This is a genomic window from Nocardia lijiangensis NBRC 108240 (assembly GCF_001613045.1).
Classification (GTDB): Bacteria; Actinomycetota; Actinomycetes; order Mycobacteriales; family Mycobacteriaceae; genus Nocardia; species Nocardia lijiangensis.
This window is the reverse complement of record NZ_BDBP01000040.1, coordinates 18,824-42,298: the sequence shown is the minus strand read 5'-3', so window position 1 is coordinate 42,298 and position 23,475 is coordinate 18,824. Positions and strand designations below refer to the sequence as shown.

The following is a 23,475-nucleotide window of genomic DNA, read 5'->3' as shown; positions in this document are numbered from 1 at the left end:
CGAACCCGAGCGAATCCTCGCAGGTGCGGACGAGAGGAAGACACCCGATATGAGTGGACGCCATCGCAAGCCGACCTCCACCGGGCGCACCGTAGCCAAGGTCGCCGTCACCGGCGCGATCTTCAGCACCGCAGGTGTGGCCCTCGCTGGAAACGCCAGCGCGGCTCCCGACTCCGACTGGGATCGCCTCGCGCAGTGTGAAGCAGGCGGCAACTGGGGCATCAACACCGGCAACGGTTACCAGGGCGGCCTGCAGTTCTCCCCGAGCACCTGGAATGCCCACGGCGGCGGGGAATTCGCGGCCAGCGCCAACCAGGCCAGCCGCGAAGAGCAGATCGTCGTCGCCGAAAAGGTCCTGGCCTCGCAAGGCTGGGGCGCTTGGCCCTCTTGCTCGGCCAAGCTGGGGCTGAAGAGCACCCCGTCGCAGCGCAGCGCTCCGTCCACCGTGGACACTCCGCGATGGAACCCCGAACCCTCCGCCCCGCAGGCCCAGGCCGCCGACGCCAACCAGGAAATCTTCCAGGCTGTCGACCGCGCGATCGCCACGGTGCAGCAGCAGGGCGTGCAGATTCCGCAGCCCGCACTCGATTTCTTCAACGCCGCCAAGGCGAGCGGGGTCACGCTGGACCCCGCGGTCGTGAACTTCTACGAGGCGAACAAGGGCCTGCTGCCCTCCTGAGTTTCGCGTCGTTCACGAACAAGGCCCCCGCATCAACGAGGATGCGGGGGCCTTGTTCGTACCTACGGCCGTGATCGGCGAGATCAGCGGTTGATCACCGTGTGCGGGTGCACGTAGGCCAGTTGCTCGGCCGGGACCGGGAACTCGGTGTCCTCGCCGTAGGGCGACAGGCCACCGGAACGGGTCGACGAGAGCTCGGTGACCGCATGGTCACCATCGGCCACCTGGGGCCAACCGTTGTCGACATAGGGTTTCTTAGATTTGTTCACCACAGCCTCATGCTAGCGGGCGTGTGCTGTTCCGCCTCCCCGCGGTCAAGGCCAGACTCAGGTGCGGGGCTGGGTGACGTTGGCGACCGGCGGCGAGGGGCGGGCTGAGTTGGCCCGTACCCGGTGAGTTACCCGGGCCGTGCGAAATCTGTCGTCGCGTTGGGGATGTCAACGGTTGCCGGGACGCAAGGATGTACCGCTGCGGCATGGTCGGGCCGACCAAGCCTCCGCCCAACCGCCAACCGTCAACGCGCCCCAGCCCGCACCTGTGTCTGGCCTTGAACGCGGGGAGGCGGGATAAGCTGGGTCGGATGAGTCTGACCAGTGCCCTAGCCGCGTGGCTCGGTGCGCGCAGCGATGACCAGCTGGTGCAGCTGCTGCAACTGCGGCCCGATCTCGCCGTGCCGCTGCCGTCCTCGATGGCGGTGCTCGCGGCCAGGGCCGAACAGCGCGCCTCCGTGCTGCGCGCCACCGACGACCTGAACACCCTCGACTTCTCCATCGTGGAAGCACTCGCCGTGCACGGCGCGACGCGGGCGCCGGGCGACAGCGCGCCGCTGACTCGAAAAGCGTTGCACGCGCAACTGAAAGGACGCGCGACCAAAGCCGCGATCGAGGAGTCGCTCGCCCGGCTGACCGCCCGCGCGCTGGTCTGGCTCGACGGAGACGACCTGCACCTGGCCGCCGCAGCGGCCGAGGCGCTGCCCTGGCCGATCGGCAGCAGCACCGAGGTGCCCGACGCGCTCACCGAAGCAGAGATCACCGCGGCGCTGGCGCAGCTCGCCCCCGCCGAGCGCGCCCTGCTCGAGAAGCTGGCGAGCACCGGTCCGCGCGGCCGCACCAGGGACGCCGCACCGGAAACCCCCGCCGACCGCCCGGTGCAGCAGCTGCTCGCCCGTCGGCTCTTGCACCGAATCGACGACGAGACCGTGGAGCTGCCGATCACGGTCGGCCAGGTGCTGCGCCGCGAGCCGGTGACCCACCCGCATGCCCTCACTCCCCCGAAGCCGGAGCTGACCAAGCACGCCCCCGCCGACGTCAACGCCGTCGCCGCCGGCGAGGTGGGCGAGCTGCTGCGCCACTGCACCGACATCCTGGAGGCGCTCGGCCAGACGCCCGCCCCCGCCCTGCGCTCGGGCGGGCTCGGCGTGCGCGAGCTGCGCCGCATCGCCAAGCAGACCGGCATCGACGAGATCAGGGCAGGCCTGCTCGTCGAGCTGCTCGCGGCCGCGAAGCTGATCGAGAAGGGGCAGCCGGACCCGCTGCCGGATTACGATTCCGTGGACGACTACTGGGCGCCGACCCCGGCCGCCGACGGCTGGCTGGAGGGACCGGCGGCGCGCCGCTGGACGGTGCTCGCCATGGTGTGGCTCGACCTGGACCGGATGCCGTGGATGATCGGCATGCGCGATGCCAACGACAAACCGCTGGCCGCGCTCTCGCTGGAGCTGCGCACCCCGACCGCGCCGCGCGACCGGCGGGCCGTGCTCGAACTGCTCGCCGAGTATCCGTCCGGCGCGGCCCTCGATCCCGCCGACATCGGCCGCATCCTGGCCTGGCGGCAGCCGCGCAGGCGAAGGCACTTCCGGCGCGAGGCCGTCGAGAACACGGTGCGCGAAGCGGCCGAGGTCGGTCTCGTCGGACGCGGCGCGCTCGGGTCGCCGGGCCGCGCCCTGCTGCACGGCGGGGTGACCAGCGTGGCCGACGCCGAGACCGCCATGGAGGCGGCGCTGCCCGCCCCGATCGACCACGTGCTGGTGCAGGCCGACCTGACGGTGATCGCGCCGGGCCCGCTGACGGCCGAGCTACAGCAGCGGGTAGCGCTCGTCGCCGACGTCGAATCTGCCGGTGCGGCAACGGTGTACCGGATCGGCGAGGACTCGGTGCGGCGCGCGCTCGACGCCGGGCTCACCGCCGCCGAGCTCCACACGCTGTTCACCACGCACTCCCGCACGCCGATCCCGCAGGCGCTGACCTACCTCATCGATGACGTGGCCCGCAGGCACGGCAGGCTGCGGGCGGGCATGGCGCAAGCGTTCGTGCGCAGCGACGACACGACGCTGCTCGCCCAGGTGCTCGCCGCACCGGTCGCGTCCGCGCTCGCGCTGCGTGCGGTGGCCCCGACGGTCGCGATCTCCCAGGCTCCGCTGGGCGAGGTGCTCGAACAGCTGCGCGCGGCCGGTTTCGCACCGGCGGGTGAGGATTCGGCGGGCGCGATCGTCGACCTGCGCAGGCGCGGCGCCCGTATCTCGGTGCGGCCGAACGCACGCCAGGCATACCGGCCGACGCCGCCGAGCACCGAACAGCTCGAACTGCTCGTCGCCGAGCTCAGGGCGGGCGAGCGGGCGGCGAGCGCCCGCTCGGGCCAGTCGGTGCGCACGGACGGCACCAGAACCAGCACGGCCGCCACGCTCGCGCTGCTGCAATTGGCGGCGCGAGTGCGGCGGCCGGTGAACATCGGCTATGTCGACGCCTCGGGCGTCGCGTCCCAGCGCGTGGTCGAGCCGCTGAAGGTCGGCAACGGACAACTCGACGCGCTGGATCCGGTGACAGGCGCGGTCCGGCACTTCACATTGCACCGGATCGCGTCGGTCGCGCTGCTGGAATGATCAGCTGGTGGGCTTGCCCACGCAGAACAGGGTCTTCGGGTCCGAGACGGTGATGAATTCCTCGGCGCTCTCGCAGAGCAGTTCGTCGGTCTGGCCGTCGACGCGCTGCACGACCTTGAACGTGGCCTCGGTCGAGGAGCAGTCCACCCACTTGTACGGCGAGGTGCCGACGTCGTTGTAGCAGCTGCCCTGCGCGAAGTTGGGCGCAAGGCACAGGAACGCGGTGCCGCCGCTGGCCAGCTGCTCGGTGTAGCTGGTGTACTCCTTCGACGCGCATTCGGTCTGCTGGTCGAAGCTCTGGTGCACCTTGTACACGGCCTTGGGCGAGGAGCAATCGATCGGCTCACCCTCGGTGGCGGTGGGCGAGTTGTCGGTGATGTTGATGCAGTCACCGACCTTCGTCTTGGCCACGTCGGACTTGGTTGCGTTGTCGATCGCAGAACAGCCGGTCACCGCGACCGCGAGGGCGGCCACCGCCAGGAGGGCGAGCACAACGCGTGCCAGCAGCCTCGTTCCTGGGAACTTCACGGGAAAACCTCTTTCACCGAATTCGTTCACGGGCGTGAACGCGGTGAGGATACCCGCACGGTAGCGGTGACCGCATCAACTCGGCTGACGGCCGGTTCAGAAACCGGAGCCGTACATCCCGAGGAGCGCGAAGCCCAGCACGCGCGGGAGCAGTTGACCGAGCAGTTGCAGACCAAAGTAGTTCACTAGCAATGCCTTCCGCAGATCGCCCACTTGGTGGACGTTCGTCCAATACGTCGGGTCTGTCGTCCGCGGAGTGCATGTCGTTACGCTTGGCAAGTATGACGCTCGAGGACGTCGCCGACGAGCTGTACTCGGTGCAGCCCGCCGAATTCGTCGCGGCGCGCGCCGCGCGTGTCGCCGAGGCCAGAGAGTCCGGCGACAAGGAGCTCGCGTCCGCCATCGGCAAGCTGCGCAAGCCGACGGTGACCGCGTGGACGGTGAATCTGCTCGCCCGCTCGGCTCCGGACGACGTGGACGCCCTGCTGCGACTCGGCGATGCCCTGCGCACGGCGCAGCGCGAGCTGTCCGGTGAGCAGCTGCGCACCCTCACCACGCAGCGGCAACAGGTGGTCAACGCATTGTCCAGGCGGGCGGGAGCGCTGGCCGCCGAGGCGGGCAAACCGGTGAACGAAGGCGTGCTGCGCGAGGTGGGCCAGACCCTGACGGCGGCACTTGCCGACCCACAAGTCGCCGAGCAGGTGCGCACCGGCACGCTGGCCACGGCCGCGAGCTACGAGGGATTCGGTCCGGCGGGGCCCGCGCTGGTGGCGGTCGATGGCATGGGCTCGGCTCCTGCAGAGAAGAAGGTGCGCAAAGAACCGCAGGGCGCGAAGAAGGCTCCCGACGCGGCGGCCGAGCAGGAGCTCGAAGACGCCCGCGCCACCCTCGAATCAGCCGCAACCGCAAGGGATTCGGCGCAGCGGGAGGCCGACGAGACCGCGGCACGCCGCACCGAGATCGAAGACAGGATCACCCGGTTGCGCACCGAACTCGAGCACGCCGAGCAGGAGAAGCAGTTCGCCCGTACCGCCGAACGCAGCGCACAAGAGCAGCTGCGAGCGGCGCAGCGGCAGCTCGATCGGGCGCAGCGGGGGGTACAGCGGGCGCAGGAGCGGGTGCGGGACTGACCCGGATCAGAGTCGCAGGTCGCCCGGGTAGAGGTATTCGTCGGCGGGCGGGGTGGTCTGGTTCAGCCACGCGTCGAAGAATCCCGTCAGATCGGTCCGGGTCTTCGACTGCACGAAGGCGCGGAACTCGGGCATCGAGGCGTTCCCGTAGGCGTGCCTGTGCAGGAATTCCTTGATCGCGCCGAAGAACACGTCGTCGCCGAGTTGCTTGCGCAGCGCGTGCAAGAACAGCGGGCCGCGGTAGTAGACCGAGGTGAATTCGAAACCGGCGCCGGGGTTTTCCAGCGGGATATCCCAGAACCGCTGCTCGTCATACCATTTCTCGATGGTCTGGCGATACTGGGCGTCGACGTCCTCGCCCTCCATCCGCTCCGGCCACAGGTAGTCGGCGGTGTAACTGGCGAAACACTCGTTCAGGCAGATGTCGGACCACTGCCGCACCGACACCGCGTCGCCCCACCACTGGTGCGCGATCTCGTGCACCACGGTCGGCAGGCCTGCGCGCGGCGAGTAGATCGGGCGGGTCTGGGTCTCCAGCGAGAACGGGATGGCGGCGTCGACGTAGATGCCGCCCACCGCCTCGAACGGGTACGGCCCGTAGAGCTGCTCGGTGAAATCTAGGATCTCGGGCAACCGCTCCTCGATCTCCACGTTGTGCTGGGCGTCGGGGGCGAAGGCGCTCAGCAGCGGGGTTCCGTTGGCGCGTTGCTGCTCGAGGAAGACGAAGTGATCGATGGCGACGGTGGTCAGGTACCCGATGACCGGAGCGCGCGATTCCCAGCTGACCGTGCGCTTGTCGGCATGCACCGAGTCCTGGGTGCGCAGTCCGTTGGACATGACCTCCCACTCCGCGGGCACGGTGGTGTGCAGCGCGAAAGTGGCCTTGTCCAAGGGCGTGTCGTTGAGCGGGTACCAGGTGGTCGCCGAATGCGGCTCACCGGCGACGAACGCGCCGCCGCTCGGCGCGAAGGTCCAGCCCTCGCCCTCGCTGCTCACCATCTCGCCCGCGTAGTCGACGGTCACCGTGAACGGCAATCCGGGCAGGATCGGCAGCAACGGGGTGACCGTGAGTTCGTGCTCGCCGTTGCGGTCGAAGGAGGCGGGCTGATTGTTGACCGAGACCATCCCCACCTCCGGCCCGGCGAAGTCGAGATTGAACACGCGCAACGGCTGCGTCGCGACGGCATCGATGCGGGCGCTGCCGGTGAGGTGACGGCTCGGGGGGTCGTAATCGATGGAGACGTCGTAGTGGCGCACGTCGTAGCCGCCGTTGCCGTCCAGGGGGTAGTAGGGATCGCCCAAGCCGGGAGCGCCGACGAACGGATCGGCGTTCGCGGGCCCCGCCGCCGTCAGCAGCAGCGCGGCCACCGCGGCACACACCAAGCCGGACAACCTCATTCGACTACCGCCCCTTTCCACCACACCCCGATCCCGGTACCGGCGTACTACGCAGGTGGATGGTAGCCGGTTCAGTCCGCCGTGCCCGAGAGCGCCACCGACGCGCCGAGTCCTACGATCATCGCGCCACCCGCACCACCGACGGCTTCGAGCCTACGCGGCGACTTGGCGAACCAGCTGCGGGCCGAGGCGGCCAGCAACGCCCATGCGCTGTCGGAGACCAGCGCGATGGCCAGGAACACCGTCCCGAGGACGACGAACTGCAACGGCAGCGAACCGGCGGCCGGATCGACGAAATGCGGTAGCACGGCGGAGAAGAAGACGATGCCCTTCGGGTTGGTCACCCCGACGATCACGCTCTGCCGGAAGACGCGGCCGCCGGCGCCGGTGCCGGCGCTCGCACCGAGCGCGTCGCGCAGCGCCTTGCGTTCTCGAATCGCCTGCACGCCCAGATAGACGAGATACAGTGCGCCCGCGAACTTCACCGCGGTGAGGGCAAACGACGACGCGGCGAGCAGCGTGCCGAGCCCGATCGCGACGAAGACCAGGCAGACCAGCACGCCCGCGCAGTGGCCGACCGCCGAGATCAGCGCGGCCCGCCTGCCGAGGGCCAGCGCCCGCCCGACGGTGAACAACACGCCGGGGCCGGGTATGACGACGATGAGGGTGGCTGCCGCCATGAACGCCAACAGGTTGGTCATGGGAACCATCAGGGCAGTGTAGGTCGCGGCGGCGGTGGCGCGGCGTGTCGAGCGATGCCCGGCGCGGTCAGTTGCCGAGATCGCCCGGCAGCTGCTGCGGATTCAGCAGCAGGCGTTTGGCCGAGGTGCGGCGCACCTGCGCGGCGAGCGCGAGATTGTCGGTGAGCAGCCGCCATTCGACCTCGCTGATGGCGGCGCGCGCCCGCTCGATGACCCGGCCGTCCCTGGTTCCCCAGGCAATCGGCATGGCGCTCACCGACTGCCAGCGCTCACCCACCTGGCGCGGCGCGCGGTCGGTGCGGATCGCGACCGAAGGCACCCGCTCGCCCGCGCGCTTCTGGTGACCGGGCAGATCCCGCACCTTGCGTATCACCAGGGCATAGCGCGGATCGGTCGCCTCGGGCGTCGACACGTCGACGAGGGCGAGCAGCACGACGCCGGTCGGATAGGTCTCCGAGACCACGGCGGGCACGAGTTCGCCGTCGGCGTAGAGCCGATCGATGCTGGACCGGTGCGGCGCCCACAGCGCGACCCACAGCGCGGTCACCGCGCCGAGCGCGAAGGCGACCGCGAGCAGATACGACCACGGGTGGTTCAGCCAGATCAGGTAGGCCGTCGCGGTGGCGGCGACGACGGCGGCGGCGATCGCGACGATGCGCAACCGGCGCAGGTCGGCGAACACTTCGTTCACCGCATGGGCATGCCTGCGGTCCACCGCGAATTCGAAGCGTCGCACGTCTTCTTTCCTAGCACACGTTGCGGAGGATTTGCCTCCACTTATCCGATGGCAGGTCCCAGCAGGTCGTCGGCATCCGTAATGCGATAGGCATACCCTTGTTCGGCGAGAAAGCGCTGCCGGTGCGCCGCGTATTCGGCGTCGAGGGTGTCGCGGGCCACCACCGAATAGAAGTGCGCCTGCCCGCCGTCCTGCTTCGGCCGCAACAGCCTGCCCAGCCGCTGCGCCTCCTCCTGACGAGACCCGAAAGTGCCCGAAACCTGCACCGCCACGGACGCTTCCGGCAGGTCGATGGAGAAGTTGGCGACCTTGCTCACCACGAGGACCGGAATCTCGCCGCGCCGGAATGCGTCGAAAAGTTCTTCGCGCTCTTTGGTTTTCGTGGAGCCCTGGATTACCGGCGCGTTCAGATCGGCGCCCAATTCATCGAGCTGGTCGAGATAGGCACCGATCACCAGACTCGGTGAATCCTTGTGCTTGGCCAGAATCGATTCCACCACAGCGATTTTGGTGCGGGCGGTCGAGCACAGCTTGTACCGCTCCTCCGGCTCCGCGGTCGCGTAGGCCATTCGCTCGGCGTCGGTGAGCGTCACCCGCACCTCGATGCAGTCGGCCGGGGCGATCCAGCCCTGTGCCTCGATGTCCTTCCACGGCGCGTCGTAGCGCTTCGGGCCGATCAGCGAGAACACGTCGCCCTCCCGGCCGTCCTCGCGCACCAGCGTGGCGGTGAGGCCGAGCCTGCGGCGCGACTGCAGATCGGCGGTCATCCGGAAGACCGGCGCGGGCAGCAGGTGCACCTCGTCGTAGATGACCAGGCCCCAGTCGCGGCTGTCGAACAGCTCGAGGTGCTTGTACTCGCCTTTGGTGCGGCGGGTGATCACCTGGTAGGTCGCGATGGTGACCGGCCGGATCTCCTTGCGCTCGCCGGAGTATTCGCCGATCTCTTCCTCGGTCAGCGAGGTGCGGGCCAGCAGCTCGCGCCGCCACTGCCTGCCCGCGACGGTGTTGGTCACCAGGATCAGCGTGGTGGCCTTGGCTTTGGCCATCGCCGCCGCGCCGACCATCGTCTTGCCCGCGCCGCACGGCAGCACCACCACACCGGAACCGCCCGCCCAGAACGAGTCCGCGGCCATCTCCTGGTAATCGCGCAGGTGCCAGTGGCCGCCTTCGTAATCGAGCTCGATGTGATGCGCCTCGCCGTCGACGTACCCGGCCAGGTCCTCGGCGGGCCAGCCGATCTTGAGCAGCATCTGCTTGATCCGGCCGCGCTCGGACGGGTGCACCACCACGGTGTCGTCGTCGATGCGCGCGCCGAGCATGGGGGCGATCTTCTTGTGTCGCAGCACCTCTTCGAGCACCGCGCGATCCAGGCTGACCAGCGTCAGCCCGTGCGCCGGGTGCTTCACCAGCTGCAACCTGCCGTACCTGGCCATCGTGTCCACGACGTCGACGAGCAACGGCTGCGGCACCGCGTACCGGGAATAGCTGACCAGAGCGTCGACCACCTGCTCGGCGTCGTGCCCGGCCGCGCGCGCGTTCCAGAGCGCCAGCGGCGTCACCCGGTAGGTGTGCACGTGCTCGGGCGCCCGTTCCAGTTCGGCGAACGGCGCGATGGCCTGGCGCGCCGCATCGGCCGACTGGTGGTCGACCTCCAGCAGCAGCGTCTTGTCACTCTGAACGATCAGCGGACCGTCGGTCACAGTCTCTCCTCGCATCGGGCGGGTACGGACGTGGTTCGCCCGTTCGCGCCGGTTCCGGCGCCCATTCTCCCCGAACCCACCGACAACCCGCAGGCTGCGGTGGGTACGCGCAGGGGGTCGGCTCCGGAGATACCAGCGTCCCACGCGGGCGTTTTGTTCCGTTGCCCCGGTCACGATGGGAGTCCACCGGCCTCGAAGTGGACCGAGACGCGGCGGCGGCCCGTCGGTGACGATCATGGGCATGATCGAAACGGCGGCAATCCTCGGCGTGGCAGCGGCCGCGCTCGGCCTGGTGCTCACCCCGGGGCCCAACATGATGTATCTGGTCTCCCGCACGGTGTCCCAGGGGCGACGGGCCGGGCTGGTGTCGTTGACCGGGGTGGCGGCCGGCTTCGGCGTCTATCTCACCGCCGCCACCGCGGGCATCACCGCGGTGTTCGCGGTGGTGCCCGGGTTGTATCTCGCGGTGAAGCTGGCGGGCGCCGCCTATCTGCTGTGGCTGGCCTGGCAGGCGCTGCGGCCCGGCGGCTTTTCGGTCTTCGCGCCCTCGGAGCTGCCCGCCGATCCGGCGCGCAGGCTGTTCACGATGGGCCTGGTCACGAATCTGCTCAACCCGAAGATCGCGATCATGTACCTGGCGCTGATCCCGCAGTTCGTCGCGCCCGAGCACGGGATGGTCTGGCTGCAGAGCCTGTGCCTCGGCGCGGTCCAGATCACCGTCGCACTGACCGTGAACGGGCTCATCGTTCTCGCCGCGGGCTCGATCTCGGGCTTCCTCACGGGTCGGCCACTGTGGCTGCGCGCCCAGCGGTACGTGATGGGCACGATGCTGGGGTCGATCGCGGTGCTGTTGGCGACTGATCGTGCCCGCCCGGCACCGGCCTGAGGCGCTGGTTCGGCTCGGCGCTATTCGGCACGGCGCGGGCCCGGTCCGCCCGGCCCCGGCTGGGCACGGGCCTCGGCTCGACATGCTCCGTCTCGACCGCATCTGCGGGCCTTGGTCTCAGGCGGGTCAGCGTGCCTCGATCAGCACGCGGGCCGCGTGTGCGACGAACGGTCCGTCGGATTCGATACCGCGCGGCGCAGCTCGAGCAGCGGTCCCAGCCGCGTCAGGGCGTCCGCGCAGCAACTTCTGATAGCCCCAGAGCCGACTGGTGAGCCGGGAAGCGGGTGTCGCGGAAATCACACCGCAACCGACGTGCAAACCTGCTGGGCGAGGAAGGTGAAAGGAGCGGTTCATGGTCGCCGGGTTGGACATCATGGCCACGCAGCTCGATTCCGCCGTAAACGCCGCCCAGCGCATCGGCGAGCTGCTCGGGGTGATCTCGTTCGCGGCGTCGGGCGCGCTGCTCGCGGTCCGCAAGAACCTCGACATCTTCGGCATGGCGGTGCTGGCCTGCAGCACCGCGCTCGGCGGTGGCGTCATCCGCGACCTGCTCATCGGACGCACCCCGCCCGCCGCCTTCACCGACCTCACCTACCTGTGCGCGTCCCTGCTGACCGCGCTGGTGATCTTCTTCAAACACCCCTCGCAGCGGCTCACCCGCGGCCCGCTCGAGGTCTTCGACGCCATCGGGCTCGGATTGTTCTGCGTGACCGGCACGGCGGTCGCGTATGCCCAAGGGGTGGGTGCGCCGACGGCCGCGCTGCTCGGCATGGTCACCGCGATCGGCGGCGGCGTCATCCGCGACGTGCTCGGCGGCGAGGTGCCGCGGGTGCTGCGCCCGGACCAGGAGCTGTACGCCGTGCCCGCGCTGTTCGGCGCCGCCGCCACCGCGACACTGCTGCACTTCGACGCGTACTGGGCGTGGACCGGACTGCTCGCGGCCTTCCTCGCCATCGGCTTCCGCCTGCTGGCCCGCCGCTACGACTGGCGCGCGCCGCAAGCTCTCCGCAACACCGGCCGCCTCGATCCCTCGTCGGACTGAATCCTCGAACCCGCGACACATACGCATTCGACGCCACACAGCACTACTGGGGCTGTGTGGCGTGCGAAAGGCGTGTGGCACCGGATCGAAAGGGACATGGCGGGTGCGGGTCGGCGGTCGTAGCCTCGGAAGGGTGGCTGCGATCGGGCTGGAGCAGGACCTTCGACTGGAGCGTGATCGTCGCCGGATGACCCGGCGCGCAGTCGAATTCGCGGTGCTCTACTTCGGGCTGGTCGGCGGCTACGCCGCACTCGGCAGCCCGGGCAGCCCCATTCCGCTGCTGATCGTGCTGTCCGTCGCCGCGCACTTCTGGTTGCGACGCCAGGGTGTGCGAGCCGACGGACTACGGGAACAGTTGCGCACGCTGCGCGCCGAACTGCCGTCGATGCTGGCGCTCTGGATCGTCGCGGCGATCGCCATCGCCCTGACGCTCGCCGTATTCAGCCCGGAGCGGCTGCTGTCGCTGCCGCGCACCGAACCGCTGCTGTGGGCTTTCGTGATGGTGTTCTATCCGCTGTTCTCGGTATACCCGCAAGAGCTGCTCTTCCGTAAGTTCCTGTTCCAGCGGTACGCACCGGCTTTCGGCAGCGGATGGGTGCTGATCGCCGCGAATGCCGCCGCCTTCGGGTTCGCGCACATCATCTTCGGCAATTGGATCGCCGTGGCGCTGACCCTGGTCGGCGGCGTCCTGTTCGGCTACCGATACCGGCGAACCGGTTCACTGCTGGTGGTCTCGGTCGAGCACGCGCTCTACGGCTGCCTCGCCTTCACCATCGGCCTCGGCGGGTTCCTGTACCACGGCGCGAACTGATCCCGCCGCTGCCGGATCAGCTCAGCTGGTAGGTGAGTTGCGCGAACTGCCCCATCCGCGCGACGTCGACCAACCGCATCCGGTCGGAGAGGATGCGGCGCGGCAGCAGCGGCGCCCCGCCGCCCAGCGTCACCGGCGTGATGCCAACGATCACCTCGTCCAGCAGACCCGCGTCGGCGAACCGACCGGCCAGCTCGCCGCCGCCTCCGGTCAGCGTTTGCCGCTCGCCGTTACGCCCGCGCGCAGCCGCCGCACGCCCTCGTCGAGGGTCTCGTCGCGCTTGCAGAAGGTGAACCGCACGAGGTGGTTCCACGCGGGCTTGTCATCGGCGAAGACGCTGACGGGTACCGCGGCCACGCCGATCCGCCCGGGGATCTCGCGGCAGAACTCGAGACCGTCGGTGTGGCCCGTAGGCGTGAGATCGGCGCACACGAAATAGCCTCCGCCGCTGGGCTTCACGCCGAACCCTGCGTCGGCCAGCGCTGCCGACAGGCGAAGGCGCTTGTCCGAGAGCGAATCTCGCAGCCGGGCGACCCAGTCGAGCTCGTTGGTCAGCGCGTGCGCGATGGCGGGCTGGAACGGGCCGCCGCCGACGAAGGACAGGAACTGCTTGGCGGCCAGCACGCCGTCGATCAGGTACGCGGGGCCGCACGCCCAGCCGATCTTCCAGCCCGTGACGCTGAAAGTCTTTGCGGCGCTGGACACCACGACGGTCCGCTCGGCCATGCCGGGCAGCGTCGCCAGGCTGATGTGTTCGTTGCCGTCGTAGACGAGATGCTCGTAGACCTCATCGGTGAGCACCAGCAGGTCGTGCTCACAGGCGAGCTCGGCGATCGCGGCGAGATCGGCCATGCCGAGCACGGTGCCGGTGGGATTGTGCGGCGAGTTGACCACCAGCATCTTGGTGCGCGGGGTGATCGCGGCGCGCAGGCTGTCCAGGTCGAGCACGAAACGGTCGCCCTCGGCCACCAGCCGCGCGGTGCGCCGCTGCGCGCCCGCCAGCGCGACCGCCGCCGCGTAGGAGTCGTAGTAGGGCTCGATCAGCACCACCTCCTCGCCCGGCTCGACGAGTCCGAGCATGGCGGCGCTGATCGCCTCGGTGGCACCGACGGTGACGAGCACCTCCCGCTCCGGGTCGTAGTCGGTGCCGTAGCGGCGAGCCCGGTCGACGGCGATGGCGCGACGCAGCACCGGCATGCCGCGGCCCGGCGGGTACTGGTTGACGCCGTCGGCGATGGCCTGCCGCGCCACCTCCAACATGCCCGCGGGGCCGTCGGTGTCGGGGAAGCCCTGGCCGAGGTTCACCGCATCGTGCCGGACGGCCAGATCGGTCATCTCGGCGAAGATCGTGGCGGCAAAGGGGCGGAGGCGAGCGACGGTCGCGGGGCGTGCAGGCATACCCCGGAGAGTAGCGGAGCGGTCGCCATTGTTGCCATTCGATAGCGAAAGGCTATGTTTCACATTCATTTTGGAGCTTCTACCTGGGCGGTTGTGCGTTTTCCCACGGAGAGCTAGCCTCGCCGTGTTCTATCTCACAAGCTGCCGCTCCCGCGGCGGTGTCTCGAAAGGGGCGCTCATGGCCTCGTATCTCGACCTCGTACTGCAGCCGGCCGCGTCGGAGGTCGCCGGATCCGTACTCGGTCTGATTCGTGAAGTCGCACACAATCTGATCGCAGGCACCGGCGATTGGTTCAACGGATCGTCGACCGGCGACTGGTTCACCGGGTCCACCACCGGCAACGGCGGCACCGGATCGTCGACGGGTGACTGGTTCACCGGTTCGACGACTCCCTGACCTACCCCGCCGGGTCGGGCGATGAGGGTCCGGCCCGGCGGCTCAGGACAGCCGCACGCCCGTCAGCTTGGCCGGGTTGGCGTGATCGTAAGTGCCCCAGACCAATCCGTCGCGCACCGCGAACCCGACGACCCGCGCCGGATGCCAATCCTGCTCCTCGGTCTCCGAATCCAGATTCATGACGAGGCCCAATTGCCCGTTCACCGTGGCGAATTCGTAGCGCGTCGCGGCGTCGTCGGAGTCGCCGATGCCGTACTTGTCGATCAGACCCAGCATGAAGCGGGCGATCTTCTCGGCCCCGCCGACGATGTTCACCGCCGTGGAGGTGGTGCCGTTGGCGTCGCCGATGAGCACCGCATCCGGGTGCAGCGCCTTGGCGACCGTGCCTGCATCGCCCGTGGCCAGCGCCGCGAGCAACCGGCGGACGGCCGCCTCGTGTTCGCCGTCGGACACCGGAGCAGGTACGCCCGCGACGGCCTTGCGCGCCCGGACCGCCAGCTGGCGCGCGGCATCCGCGGAAACACCGAGAATTTCGGCGATCTCGTCGAACGGCACGGCCAGTCCGTCGTGCAGGACGAAGGCCACCCGCTGCGGCGGGGTCATGGTGTCCAGCACGACCATCGCGGCCATCCGGTATTCGTGGCGGCGCACCACCGATTCCAGCGGATCCGGCGTGCTCGACGGGGTGACGCCGGTGACGACCGGCTCCGGCAGCCATTGCCCCACATAGGTTTCCCGCCGCGTCGCGGCACTGCGCAAGTGGTCCAAGCAGATTCGGCTCACCACGGTCGTCAGCCAGGCGCGCAGATCGTCGATCTCGGACTGATGCGTCCCCGCCAACCGCAGCCAGCTCTCCTGCACCGCGTCCTCGGCGTCGCCGACGCTGCCCGTCAGCCGGTAGGCGACAGAAAGCAAATGTGCCCGATGCGATTCGAACAAGTCGGCGAGAAGAGCGGCAACCATCGGGCTGATTCTACGGCCCGCTCGGCCGGGCGATCACCGCGGCGTATCCATCCGGTCATCCGATAACCGGATGCTCGTGCCGACCCGTCCGTGTCACGATGGCTCGATGGAGATCCGCACGCTCTCGGACGGCGCGGTCTGGCTTTCCCCGCCCACCGCGGCCGATACCGATGCCATCATCGCCTGCTGCCAGGACCCGTCCATCAGCGAGTGGACGACGATCCCGGTGCCCTACGGCCCGGCGGACGCCGAGAAGTTCTTCGCCGACTTCGTCGTGCCGGGCTGGGCCGCGAACAGCCCGACCTGGGCGCTGCGCCTCGCGGCGGACGGACCCGTCATCGGCATGATCGGCCTCGAGCAAAAAGACCCGACGGCGTGTGAGATCGGTTTCTGGCTCGCACCCGAGCACCGCGGCCGCGGCCACATGTCGCGCGCGGTGGGGCTGGTCTGCGGGTTCGGCTTCGCCACCGACGGCATGGGGCTGGCTCGCATCAGCTGGCGCGCGTACGCCGGTAACTACCCGTCGGCGGCCGCGGTGCGCCGCAACGGCTTTCGCTACGAGGGTCTGGCGCGGCTCGGCGGGTGGCAGCGCGGCGTCCGGCGCGACGAGTGGCTGGCGGCGCGCCTGCACAGCGATCCGCCGGGACCTGCGCACGATTGGCCCGCGGAGTTCACGGCGAACCGCGAGACTTTCTCCCATGGGTGACGACGGGAATCGCTGGTTCGTGGCGCACGGGCCCGCCGACGATACCTCCCGAGCCGAATGTGAAAGGGCGGTCGGCCGTGGGTGACGCACGCTTTCACTGGTTCGCCGACACGATGACGCTCAGGCGCGCGGATCGGGTGCTGGAGATCGGGCCCGGGGCGAGCCCGTCGCTGTCGCTACTGGCCGAGCGGGTGCCCGAGGGGCGCGTCATCGGGGTCGAGCGCTCCGCGACGGCGATCACCCGCGCGGCGGAACGGTTGCGCGCAGCCGGGCACGATCCATCGATCCACGGCGCAGCGCCCGGCGCGGGTACGCCCACCCGAAGCGCGTCGACAGATCGGACCGCGACGCGCGGCGGCGCCCCTGCCATGGCCACGCGCAGTGCGTCGACAGGCGGCACCGAGCCGCGCGAAGGCAAAGCGGCGCACAGTGATTCGGGCCGCGTCGGTCTGGTACACGCCGAGTTGACCAAGCTGCGGCCGGAACAGGTGCTCGACGATTTCGGGATCGACGGCTTCGACAAGATCCTCGCGGTCAACGTCAACATGTTCTGGACCAAGCGGCCCACCGCAGAGCTGACCCTCATCAAGAAGCTGCTCGCGCCCGGCGGCGGTCTGTACCTGTGCTACGGGTACGGCGACCCGGACGGCGCGGCGACCTCCCCGAAGCCGCCGCAGGGACGGCTCGGCGAGCACTTGACCGAGGCCGGGTTCACCGTTCGCAGCACCGCCTGCGGCGATCTGCTCTGCGTGCACGCCGTGCTGGGTTAGTTCCCCACACACCGTCCCCACGCCTCACAGGCTCGCGCGGCCTGTGAGGCGTCGAAAAGGCGTGTGTCAGCCGGCGCGGCGCTGGGCGACGGCGTCGGCGAGGCGGTCCAGCTGGGCCGCGGTGGTGGACCAGTCGATGCAGGCGTCGGTGATGGACTGGCCGTAGGTCAGGTCCGCGGCGTGGCCGAGGGTGAGGTCCTGGCGGCCCGCGACCAGGAAGCTCTCCAGCATGACGCCGACCACGCTGCGCTCGCCCGCGGCGATCCGATCGGCGATGTCGGTGACCACGTCGACCTGCTTGTTGTGGTCCTTGTTGCTGTTGCCGTGGCTGGCGTCCACGACGATGCGCTGCGGCAGCGCGGCCTTCTCCAGGCGCAGGCAGGCCTCGGCAACGGAGGCCGCGTCGAAGTTCGGGCCGTTGCTGCCGCCGCGCAGGATCACGTGGCAGTCGGGGTTGCCGGTGGTGCGGATGAGCGCGGAGCGGCCGTCGAGATCGGTGCCGGGGAAGACGTGGCTGGCCGCCGCGGCGCGCACGCCGTCCACGGCCACCTGCACGTCGCCGTCGGTGCCGTTCTTGATGCCGACCGGCATGGACAGCGCACTGCTCAGCTGGCGGTGCACCTGGCTCGCCGCGGTACGCGCGCCGATCGCGCCGTAGGAGACCAGGTCCGCGATGTACTGCGGGGTGATCGGGTCGAGGAACTCGCACGCCACCGGAAGACCGAGGGCGGTGATGTCGACGAGCACCTTGCGGCCGATGCCGAGGCCGGTGTTGACGTCGAAGGAGCCGTCCAGGTGCGGGTCGTTGATCAGGCCCTTCCAGCCCAGGCTGGTGCGCGGCTTCTCGAAGTAGACCCGCATCACCACGTGCAGCCGGTCGTCCAGCTCGGCGGCCTTCTCGGCCAAGCGCCGCGCGTAGTCCAGCGCCGCCGCGGGATCGTGCACGGAGCACGGGCCGACGATCACCATGAGGCGGTCGTCGGCGCCGTCGAGCACGTCGACCGTGGCCTTGCGGCCCGCGCGAACGGTGTCGGCCAGCGGATCGGTGATCGGGTGCACCATGCGCACCTCGGCCGGCGAGCGCAACGGGCTCACGGACAGGGTGCGCTGGTCGTCGAGATCGGAATGCCGCGCATCGACGTCGGCTGCGGTTGTCATCTGTGTGGGTTCCTTTTCCTCAGGCCGACCCACGGACGTGAATACCGTCGAGCCGGTCCATCATCCGGCTCGGGGTGGAAGAAAGTCAGCGCACGTGGTTGCCGCAGACCGACCCACCCAGGGCCGGCTTGCTAAACCAGAAATACGCGCACTGCACGTCGGCGACTGTACCAGGCGCTGGCAGCCGGGTGACGCAGCGGCCAACTTCCATGATCGAGATGGCGTCGGTCGTCACATCGATGCTCGCCGGCTACCGCCGTGCGGCCGGGAAACGATCAGCCCCACTGCCCGGGCTGGTAGCTGCCCGCGGGCGTGCCCGCGATGATGTTCATCCGGTTGTAGGTGTTGATCAGCGCGATGATCGAGATGAGCGCGGCGATCTGGTCCGTGTCGTAGTGCTTCTGGACCTGAGCCCAGGTCTCGTGGCTGACGCCGGTGTGCGCGTCGGCCAGCCGGGTGCCTTCCTCGGCTAGCGCCAGCGCCGCCCGCTCCGCGTCGGTGAACACGGTGGCGTCGCGCCAGGCGGCCACCAGGTTCAGCCGCACCTGATCCTCGCCCGCGTGCAGCGCGTCCTTGCTGTGCATGTCGGCGCAGAAGCCGCAGCCGTTGATCTGGCTGGCCCGCAGCTTGACCAGCTCCTGGGTCGCGCGCGGGAGGGTGGACTGATCGACCACCAACCCGGCGTTACCGATGCGCTTGGTGAACTTCGCGCCGATCTCGGTGCCGTAGTAGTCGAAACGCGCTTCCATGGTGTGCTCCTCGGGTTGCCGGATCGATGCTCCGGCGGGGGTGCCGGAGCGTCGTACACCAATACGACGCCCCAGCTCCGCGAGGTGTGACATCACCTGTTGTGAGCCAGGTCATAACTCCGTGCAGGCCCGGGCCGTGCCTGCCCCGCGGGCTCGGCCAAGGCCGGAGCGGTGGATCAGCGCGGCCGGGTGCCGGGCGGATCGGACGCCCGAGGTATGCCGTCAGGAGAACGAGTAGGTGACGCCGGTGAGCTTCTCCGACAGCTCCCACAGACCCCTGGCGACAGCCTCGTCGCGGGACTGCTTGCTCGAGCCCGAGGTGCCCGGGTAGCCGCGCATGCCTGCCAGCCCGGTGGGTCCGTAGAAGGCGCCCGGCTCGATCGGGGTGACGGTGGCGGCGTAAAGCTCCGGCAGCGCGCCCATTTCGGCGCTCTGCGCGAGCAGGCGGTTGCCGATCGACATGATCGGGTCGAGCAACGATTCGGTGTGCGACTGCAATTCGGTCGCGGCGTAGCCGGGGTGCGCGGCCACCGAGATCTTGGCGGAACCGGCCGCGGTGAGCTTGCGCTGCAGTTCGTAGGCGAACATCAGGTTGGCCAGCTTGGCCTGTCCGTAGGCGGCCCAGCGCTGGTATTTCCTTCGCTCCCAGTTCAGGTCGTCCAGATCGATCCTGCCGATGTTGTGCGCACCGCTGGACACGGTGACCACGCGGTCCGAAATCTTGTCCAGCAGTAGACCGGTCAGCGCGAAGTGGCCGAGATGATTGGTGCCGACCTGCATTTCGAAGCCGTCGGTGGTGCGGCCTTCCGGCACCGCCATCACGCCCGCGTTGTTGATCAGCACGTCGGCGCGGTCCACCGAATCGGCGAACTCGCGCACCGAGGAGAGGTCGGACAGATCGAGCTTGCGCACCGTGGCGCGCTCGCCGATCTCCGCGGCCACCCGCTCGCCCTTGGTCACATTGCGGCAGGCCAGCACCACGTCGGCCCCCGCCCCTGCCAGCGCACGCGCGGCCACCGCGCCGAGTCCGCTGTTGGCGCCGGTGACGATGAACGTCCGGCCGCTCTGGTCTGGGATGTTCGAGGTGTCCCAACGACTCATGCGGCCGAGTCTAGTCCTGCCGCAACGTCCCGTCGCCCCGATCGGAACCGGGGCGACGGGAGCGGCTCAGGCCTGCGCGAGGATCTCCTCGTCGGTCATGGCCGCGACCTCCAGGTACAGCCGGGCAACCTCGTCGAGCCGGTCCGGCGTGCCCGCCTCGGTCTCCTTCGCGAGCAGGCGTTCGGCCAGACCCGCCACCGTCCTGCCGACCAGGATGTCGGCGACCAGCGCGTGATCCACGTCGAGCCATTCGCGAACACGGGCGATCGCCGTGGTCGCGAGCACCGAGTCGCCGCCGAGCCCGAAGAAGTCGTCGTGCACGCCGAGCCGCGGCACGCCGAGCACCTCGGCGACGATCGCCGCGAGCGCCGCCTCCAGCGGCGTGCGCGGGGCGAGATCCGGGGTCTCCTGCGCCGAGGGCTCCAGCAGCGCGACCACCGCGCGGCGGTCGAGCTTGCCGTTGTCGGTGAGCGGCATGTCGTCGAGCAGTTCGATGCGGGTCGGAATCATGTAGCTGGGCAACAGATCCGAGATCGCGCCGACCAGATCCACGGTGCTGCCAGGGAACCCGGACACCGCGGCGACCAGCTTCGGCGCGCCCGTTCCGACCACGGCCGCGACCGCGTGCCGGACGCCGGGCGCGGTGCGCAGCGCGCTCTCCACCTCGCCGAGCTCCACCCGGTAACCGCGGATCTGCACCTGATGGTCGGCGCGGCCGAGGAATTCGATGGTGCCGTCGGGCCAGTAGCGAGCCATGTCGCCGGTGCGGTACCAGCGGATGTCGTCGTGCGTCACGAACCGCTCTGCGGTGCGCTCCGGGTCGTTGCGGTAGCCCGCGGCGACGTTCGCGCCGCCGACCCAGAATTCGCCGGGCACCCAGTCCGGGCAGTCGCGGCCCGCCGAATTCACCACGCGGCAGCGCACATTGCGCAGCGGGACACCGAACGGCACCGTGGCCCAGTGCGCGGGCGGGTCGCTCACCTCGCAGATGGTGTTGTGGATGGAGGTCTCCGTCGCACCGCCCAAGCCGGAGAAGCGGCAGCCCGGCACCTGCGCGGCGAGCCTGCGGGCGAGATCGGCGCCGACCCAGTCGCCGCCGAGGGTCACCGCGCGCAGCGAATCGCCCAGCTCCTCGCCGCCGATCTCCAGGATCATGTCGAGCATGCTCGGCACGCAGTTGAGGATCGTCACGCCGAAGTGCCGCAGCAGTTCCACCCAAGTGGTCGCCTCCTCGCGCTGGCGCGGGTTCAGCGCGACGACGGAGCCGCCCACCGAGAACATGCCGAAGATGTCGTAGACCGAGGCGTCGAACTCGAGCGCCGAGAGGCCGAGCACCCGGTCGCCCGGTCCGACCTCGAACCACTCGTTGACGGCGTCGATGGTGTTCATCGGGCCGCTGTGCGGCAGGTCGACGCCCTTGGGCAGGCCGGTCGATCCCGAGGTGAACAGCACGTAGGCGATCGCGGAGGTATCCGGAATCACGGGCGCGGCAAGCGGATTCGGGTGGTTCCTGGCCTCCGAGACGGGTACGCAGGCGATCTCGGGACGACCCATGTCCGCCCCGTCGACGGTCAGCGCGGCCACCACCTCGCCGGTGCGCAGGATCTCGGCCCGCCTGCCCACCGGCTGGTCGAAGCCGATCGGCACGTACGTCGCGCCCGCGGCGAGCACGCCGAGCACCGCGAGGATCTGGTCCGGGCCCTTGGGCAGCTGAACGGCGACCGTATCGCCCTGCTGCACACCCTGATCCCGCAACGCACCGGCGACGGCCAGCGCCTGCGCGGCCAGTTCGCCGTAGCTCCACCCGCCGTCCACGTCGTCGGTCCGCCACAGCACCGCGGGGGCATCGGGCGTCGCCGCGGCGTGCTGGAAGAAGCCCTCGTGCATGGCGCGACCGGACACCGGGCCGTCGGTGGCGTTCACCTGCGCGCGCACCGTGGCCTGCGGGAGCGGAAGACGGACCGCCGCTTCGGCGCTCCAGCCCGCTTCGCCCGCGCCGAGCCGCGCGATGGCGTCGGTGTAGCTGGTGAACATCGCGTCGATCACGCCCTCCGGGAAGGCGGATTCGCGCACGTCCCAGTTCAGCAGCAGACCGCCGCGCACCTCGGTGACCTGCGCGTCCAGCAGCACCTGTGGGCCCTGCGAGATGATCCAGATCGGCTCGCCGAAGGTCTCGGTCACCGAATCGGCGAACAGCTCGCCGAGGTTGAGCGCGCTGGTGTAGACGATCGGCGCGAGCACCGGCTCGCCACGGTGACGGCCGAGATCGCGCAGCACCTCCAGGCCGGAATAGGCGGTGTGTGCTCCGCTTTCGTGCATCGACCGCTGCAGCGCCTTGGCCCGGTCGGCGACCGTCATGTCGTCGCTGACGTCCACCTCGAGCATGATCGAGGAGGTGAAATCGCCGATCACGCGGTCGATGCCGGGATGCACCGGCTCCCGGTGGAACAGCGGCACATTCAGCAGGAAGCGGCTCTGCGCGGACCAGCCGCCGATGGTCTCGGCGAACACCGCGGCCAGCGCCATCGCCGGGGTGATGCCCCGCGCGTGCGCGGCGTCCAGCAGCCGCTGCTTGGCCTCCGGCTCCAGCCAGTGGTTGTAGCGGACGGTCCGGTGCGGGTCAGCCCGCTCGCTGACCGGAATGGTCGGCAGCTCGGGCGAACCGGGGAGTTCCGGGAGGCGTTCCTGCCACCACTGCTTGTCGCGTTCCCGCGCCGCCGTGTCGATCGGGCGTTCGGTGCGGTAGCGGCGGTAGCTGTAGGTCTCGGCGGGCAGCGTGCCACCGTGGTAGAGCTCGGCCAGGTCGGACACCAGCACGCGGTAGCTCATGGCGTCGCCCGCGAGCATGTCGACGTCCAGGTGCAGGCGGCTGCGGCCGTCGGCGAGCAGGCTGAGGGTGATGTCGAGAACCTGTCCGTCCTCGATCGCGAGCCGCTGGTGAGTCTTGGTGTCCCGCAGGCGCTCCAGCTCCGCATCGGCGGCCTCGGCGGATTCCGCGCGCAGGTCGACGACGGAGAACACCGGGCGGCCCGGCGCGGGCATGGTCTGCTGCGTCCCGTCCGGCAGCACCCGCGTGCGCAGCATCGGATGCGCGGCAATCAGCGCGGCGACGGCGCGCTCCAGTCGCTCGGGATCGACTGCGGATCCCTCGAATTCGACGTACAGGTGCGCGGCGACGCCGCCGAGGTCCTGCTCGTCGGAGCGGCCGATCCAGTACGCGTGCTGCATGGTCGCCAGCGGGAAGGGCTCGGACTCGTCGGCAGCGCCGGTCGCGGTGTCGGCGGGTGCGGCGTCAGCGGGCGCGGGGTCGGCGGGCGCGGCATCGGCGCCGAGCAGCCTGGACCATTCCGCGACGGTCGGCGTGGCGGCCAGCTGCGCGAAGTTGACGTCGGCGCCGCGCTTGCGCCAGCCGCCCGCCAGCTTCATGGTCCGAATGGAATCCAGCCCCAACTGGATCAGATCGTCCTCGTCGGCGATCGCGTCGATATCGATGCCGAGTTGCCCGGCGATCGCGGCGCGGATCTCGTCCCGGCCGATCACCGCGTTCGCGGTGGTTCTCGCCCCGTCCCCCGGTCGCTGTGCTGGCTCCATGTGCCGCTGTCACTCCTTGTTCGCCGCCGAATCCGGCGGATCGAGACTGCTCGGCGCTAGCGTATCGCACTGAGATAGGGTTGCCTAACCTATATAAAGAGACCCTAATTACTCGATCCGACAACCCACCCGTCCGGACCTTGTGAGGCAGAC

General features: G+C 69.7%; 22 protein-coding genes. 9 read left to right on the top strand and 13 right to left on the bottom strand.

What is annotated here, in order from left to right; all coding sequences use genetic code 11:
* Positions 1–49 precede the first annotated feature (49 nt).
* Positions 50–679 (top strand): resuscitation-promoting factor Rpf1 domain-containing protein, encoded by a 630-nt coding sequence (locus NL1_RS16150; protein ID WP_067840226.1) that lies wholly within the window; start codon positions 50–52, stop codon positions 677–679.
* Between the two features lie 83 nt (positions 680–762).
* Here the strand turns inward: NL1_RS16150 and NL1_RS16145 are convergent, their stop codons facing one another.
* Positions 763–951 carry a hypothetical protein gene (locus NL1_RS16145; RefSeq protein WP_067840224.1) on the bottom strand — a complete coding sequence of 63 codons (189 nt, stop codon included), beginning with the start codon at positions 949–951 and terminating at the stop codon, positions 763–765.
* A gap of 308 nt (positions 952–1,259) precedes the next feature.
* On the opposite strand from NL1_RS16145, the gene NL1_RS16140 reads away from it, so the two are divergent.
* Positions 1,260–3,557, top strand: a complete 2,298-nt coding sequence (locus tag NL1_RS16140; protein WP_067840223.1) for a helicase-associated domain-containing protein — start codon at positions 1,260–1,262, stop codon at positions 3,555–3,557.
* On the opposite strand, the gene NL1_RS16135 is transcribed toward NL1_RS16140, so the two are convergent.
* On the bottom strand, positions 3,558–4,085 hold the full coding sequence (locus tag NL1_RS16135; RefSeq protein ID WP_067840221.1) for an LppU/SCO3897 family protein: 528 nt from the start codon (positions 4,083–4,085) through the stop codon (positions 3,558–3,560).
* Between the two features lie 281 nt (positions 4,086–4,366).
* Between NL1_RS16135 and NL1_RS16130 the strand changes: the two genes are divergently transcribed.
* Entirely contained in the window at positions 4,367–5,215 is an 849-nt protein-coding gene (locus tag NL1_RS16130) for a hypothetical protein (RefSeq protein ID WP_067840219.1), read from the top strand.
* Positions 5,216–5,221: 6 nt separating this feature from the next.
* Here NL1_RS16130 and NL1_RS16125 read toward each other — a convergent pair whose 3' ends face one another.
* The 4 genes from NL1_RS16125 to NL1_RS16110 form a co-directional block, all read right to left on the bottom strand.
* Positions 5,222–6,613 carry a M1 family metallopeptidase gene (locus NL1_RS16125; RefSeq protein WP_067840217.1) on the bottom strand — a complete coding sequence of 464 codons (1,392 nt, stop codon included), beginning with the start codon at positions 6,611–6,613 and terminating at the stop codon, positions 5,222–5,224.
* A 71-nt stretch (positions 6,614–6,684) separates the two neighbouring features.
* Positions 6,685–7,323, bottom strand: coding sequence for a LysE family translocator (locus tag NL1_RS16120; RefSeq protein WP_067840215.1), 639 nt, complete (start codon positions 7,321–7,323; stop codon positions 6,685–6,687).
* Positions 7,324–7,381: 58 nt separating this feature from the next.
* Positions 7,382–8,050 (bottom strand): DUF3239 domain-containing protein, encoded by a 669-nt coding sequence (locus tag NL1_RS16115; protein WP_084510640.1) that lies wholly within the window; start codon positions 8,048–8,050, stop codon positions 7,382–7,384.
* A 41-nt stretch (positions 8,051–8,091) separates the two neighbouring features.
* The gene (locus NL1_RS16110) at positions 8,092–9,750 is read right to left on the bottom strand and encodes a DNA repair helicase XPB (RefSeq protein ID WP_067840212.1); all 1,659 of its coding nucleotides are present in this window, start codon (positions 9,748–9,750) and stop codon (positions 8,092–8,094) included.
* Positions 9,751–9,991: 241 nt separating this feature from the next.
* On the opposite strand from NL1_RS16110, the gene NL1_RS16105 reads away from it, so the two are divergent.
* The 3 genes from NL1_RS16105 (at position 9,992) to NL1_RS16095 (ending at position 12,489) form a co-directional block, all read left to right on the top strand.
* Positions 9,992–10,636 carry a LysE family translocator gene (locus tag NL1_RS16105; RefSeq protein WP_067840289.1) on the top strand — a complete coding sequence of 215 codons (645 nt, stop codon included), beginning with the start codon at positions 9,992–9,994 and terminating at the stop codon, positions 10,634–10,636.
* Positions 10,637–10,988: 352 nt separating this feature from the next.
* The gene (locus tag NL1_RS16100) at positions 10,989–11,678 is read left to right on the top strand and encodes a trimeric intracellular cation channel family protein (RefSeq protein ID WP_067840210.1); all 690 of its coding nucleotides are present in this window, start codon (positions 10,989–10,991) and stop codon (positions 11,676–11,678) included.
* A 133-nt stretch (positions 11,679–11,811) separates the two neighbouring features.
* On the top strand, positions 11,812–12,489 hold the full coding sequence (locus NL1_RS16095) for a CPBP family intramembrane glutamic endopeptidase (protein ID WP_245673298.1): 678 nt from the start codon (positions 11,812–11,814) through the stop codon (positions 12,487–12,489).
* A gap of 16 nt (positions 12,490–12,505) precedes the next feature.
* Here the strand turns inward: NL1_RS16095 and NL1_RS39490 are convergent, their stop codons facing one another.
* Positions 12,506–12,802 (bottom strand): dihydrofolate reductase family protein, encoded by a 297-nt coding sequence (locus tag NL1_RS39490; protein ID WP_245673296.1) that lies wholly within the window; start codon positions 12,800–12,802, stop codon positions 12,506–12,508.
* Positions 12,700–13,887 (bottom strand): pyridoxal phosphate-dependent aminotransferase, encoded by a 1,188-nt coding sequence (locus NL1_RS16085; RefSeq protein WP_067840207.1) that lies wholly within the window; start codon positions 13,885–13,887, stop codon positions 12,700–12,702. The genes NL1_RS39490 and NL1_RS16085 overlap by 103 nt, the downstream gene beginning before the upstream one ends.
* 178 nt (positions 13,888–14,065) lie before the next feature.
* Here NL1_RS16085 and NL1_RS16080 point away from each other — a divergent pair, with 178 nt between their 5' ends.
* Complete coding sequence (locus tag NL1_RS16080) at positions 14,066–14,284, top strand: hypothetical protein (RefSeq protein ID WP_067840205.1); 219 nt, start codon at positions 14,066–14,068, stop codon at positions 14,282–14,284.
* 42 nt (positions 14,285–14,326) lie between these two features.
* Here the strand turns inward: NL1_RS16080 and NL1_RS16075 are convergent, their stop codons facing one another.
* Positions 14,327–15,247, bottom strand: a complete 921-nt coding sequence (locus tag NL1_RS16075; protein ID WP_067840203.1) for a sigma-70 family RNA polymerase sigma factor — start codon at positions 15,245–15,247, stop codon at positions 14,327–14,329.
* Positions 15,248–15,353: 106 nt separating this feature from the next.
* Here NL1_RS16075 and NL1_RS16070 point away from each other — a divergent pair, with 106 nt between their 5' ends.
* Both NL1_RS16070 and NL1_RS16065 read left to right on the top strand, forming a co-directional pair.
* Entirely contained in the window at positions 15,354–15,953 is a 600-nt protein-coding gene (locus tag NL1_RS16070) for a GNAT family N-acetyltransferase (RefSeq protein ID WP_067840288.1), read from the top strand.
* A 77-nt stretch (positions 15,954–16,030) separates the two neighbouring features.
* Complete coding sequence (locus NL1_RS16065; protein ID WP_067840201.1) at positions 16,031–16,723, top strand: class I SAM-dependent methyltransferase; 693 nt, start codon at positions 16,031–16,033, stop codon at positions 16,721–16,723.
* A 66-nt stretch (positions 16,724–16,789) separates the two neighbouring features.
* On the opposite strand, the gene NL1_RS16060 is transcribed toward NL1_RS16065, so the two are convergent.
* From NL1_RS16060 to NL1_RS16045, 4 genes are all read right to left on the bottom strand, one after another.
* A complete protein-coding gene (locus NL1_RS16060) occupies positions 16,790–17,881 on the bottom strand; it encodes a 3-deoxy-7-phosphoheptulonate synthase (RefSeq protein ID WP_067840199.1) in 1,092 nt (363 codons plus the stop codon).
* Between the two features lie 275 nt (positions 17,882–18,156).
* The gene (locus tag NL1_RS16055; protein WP_067840198.1) at positions 18,157–18,630 is read right to left on the bottom strand and encodes a carboxymuconolactone decarboxylase family protein; all 474 of its coding nucleotides are present in this window, start codon (positions 18,628–18,630) and stop codon (positions 18,157–18,159) included.
* Positions 18,631–18,852: 222 nt separating this feature from the next.
* On the bottom strand, positions 18,853–19,731 hold the full coding sequence (locus NL1_RS16050) for an oxidoreductase (protein WP_067840196.1): 879 nt from the start codon (positions 19,729–19,731) through the stop codon (positions 18,853–18,855).
* Positions 19,732–19,797: 66 nt separating this feature from the next.
* Positions 19,798–23,322 (bottom strand): non-ribosomal peptide synthetase, encoded by a 3,525-nt coding sequence (locus tag NL1_RS16045; RefSeq protein ID WP_067840194.1) that lies wholly within the window; start codon positions 23,320–23,322, stop codon positions 19,798–19,800.
* Positions 23,323–23,475: the final 153 nt, after the last annotated feature.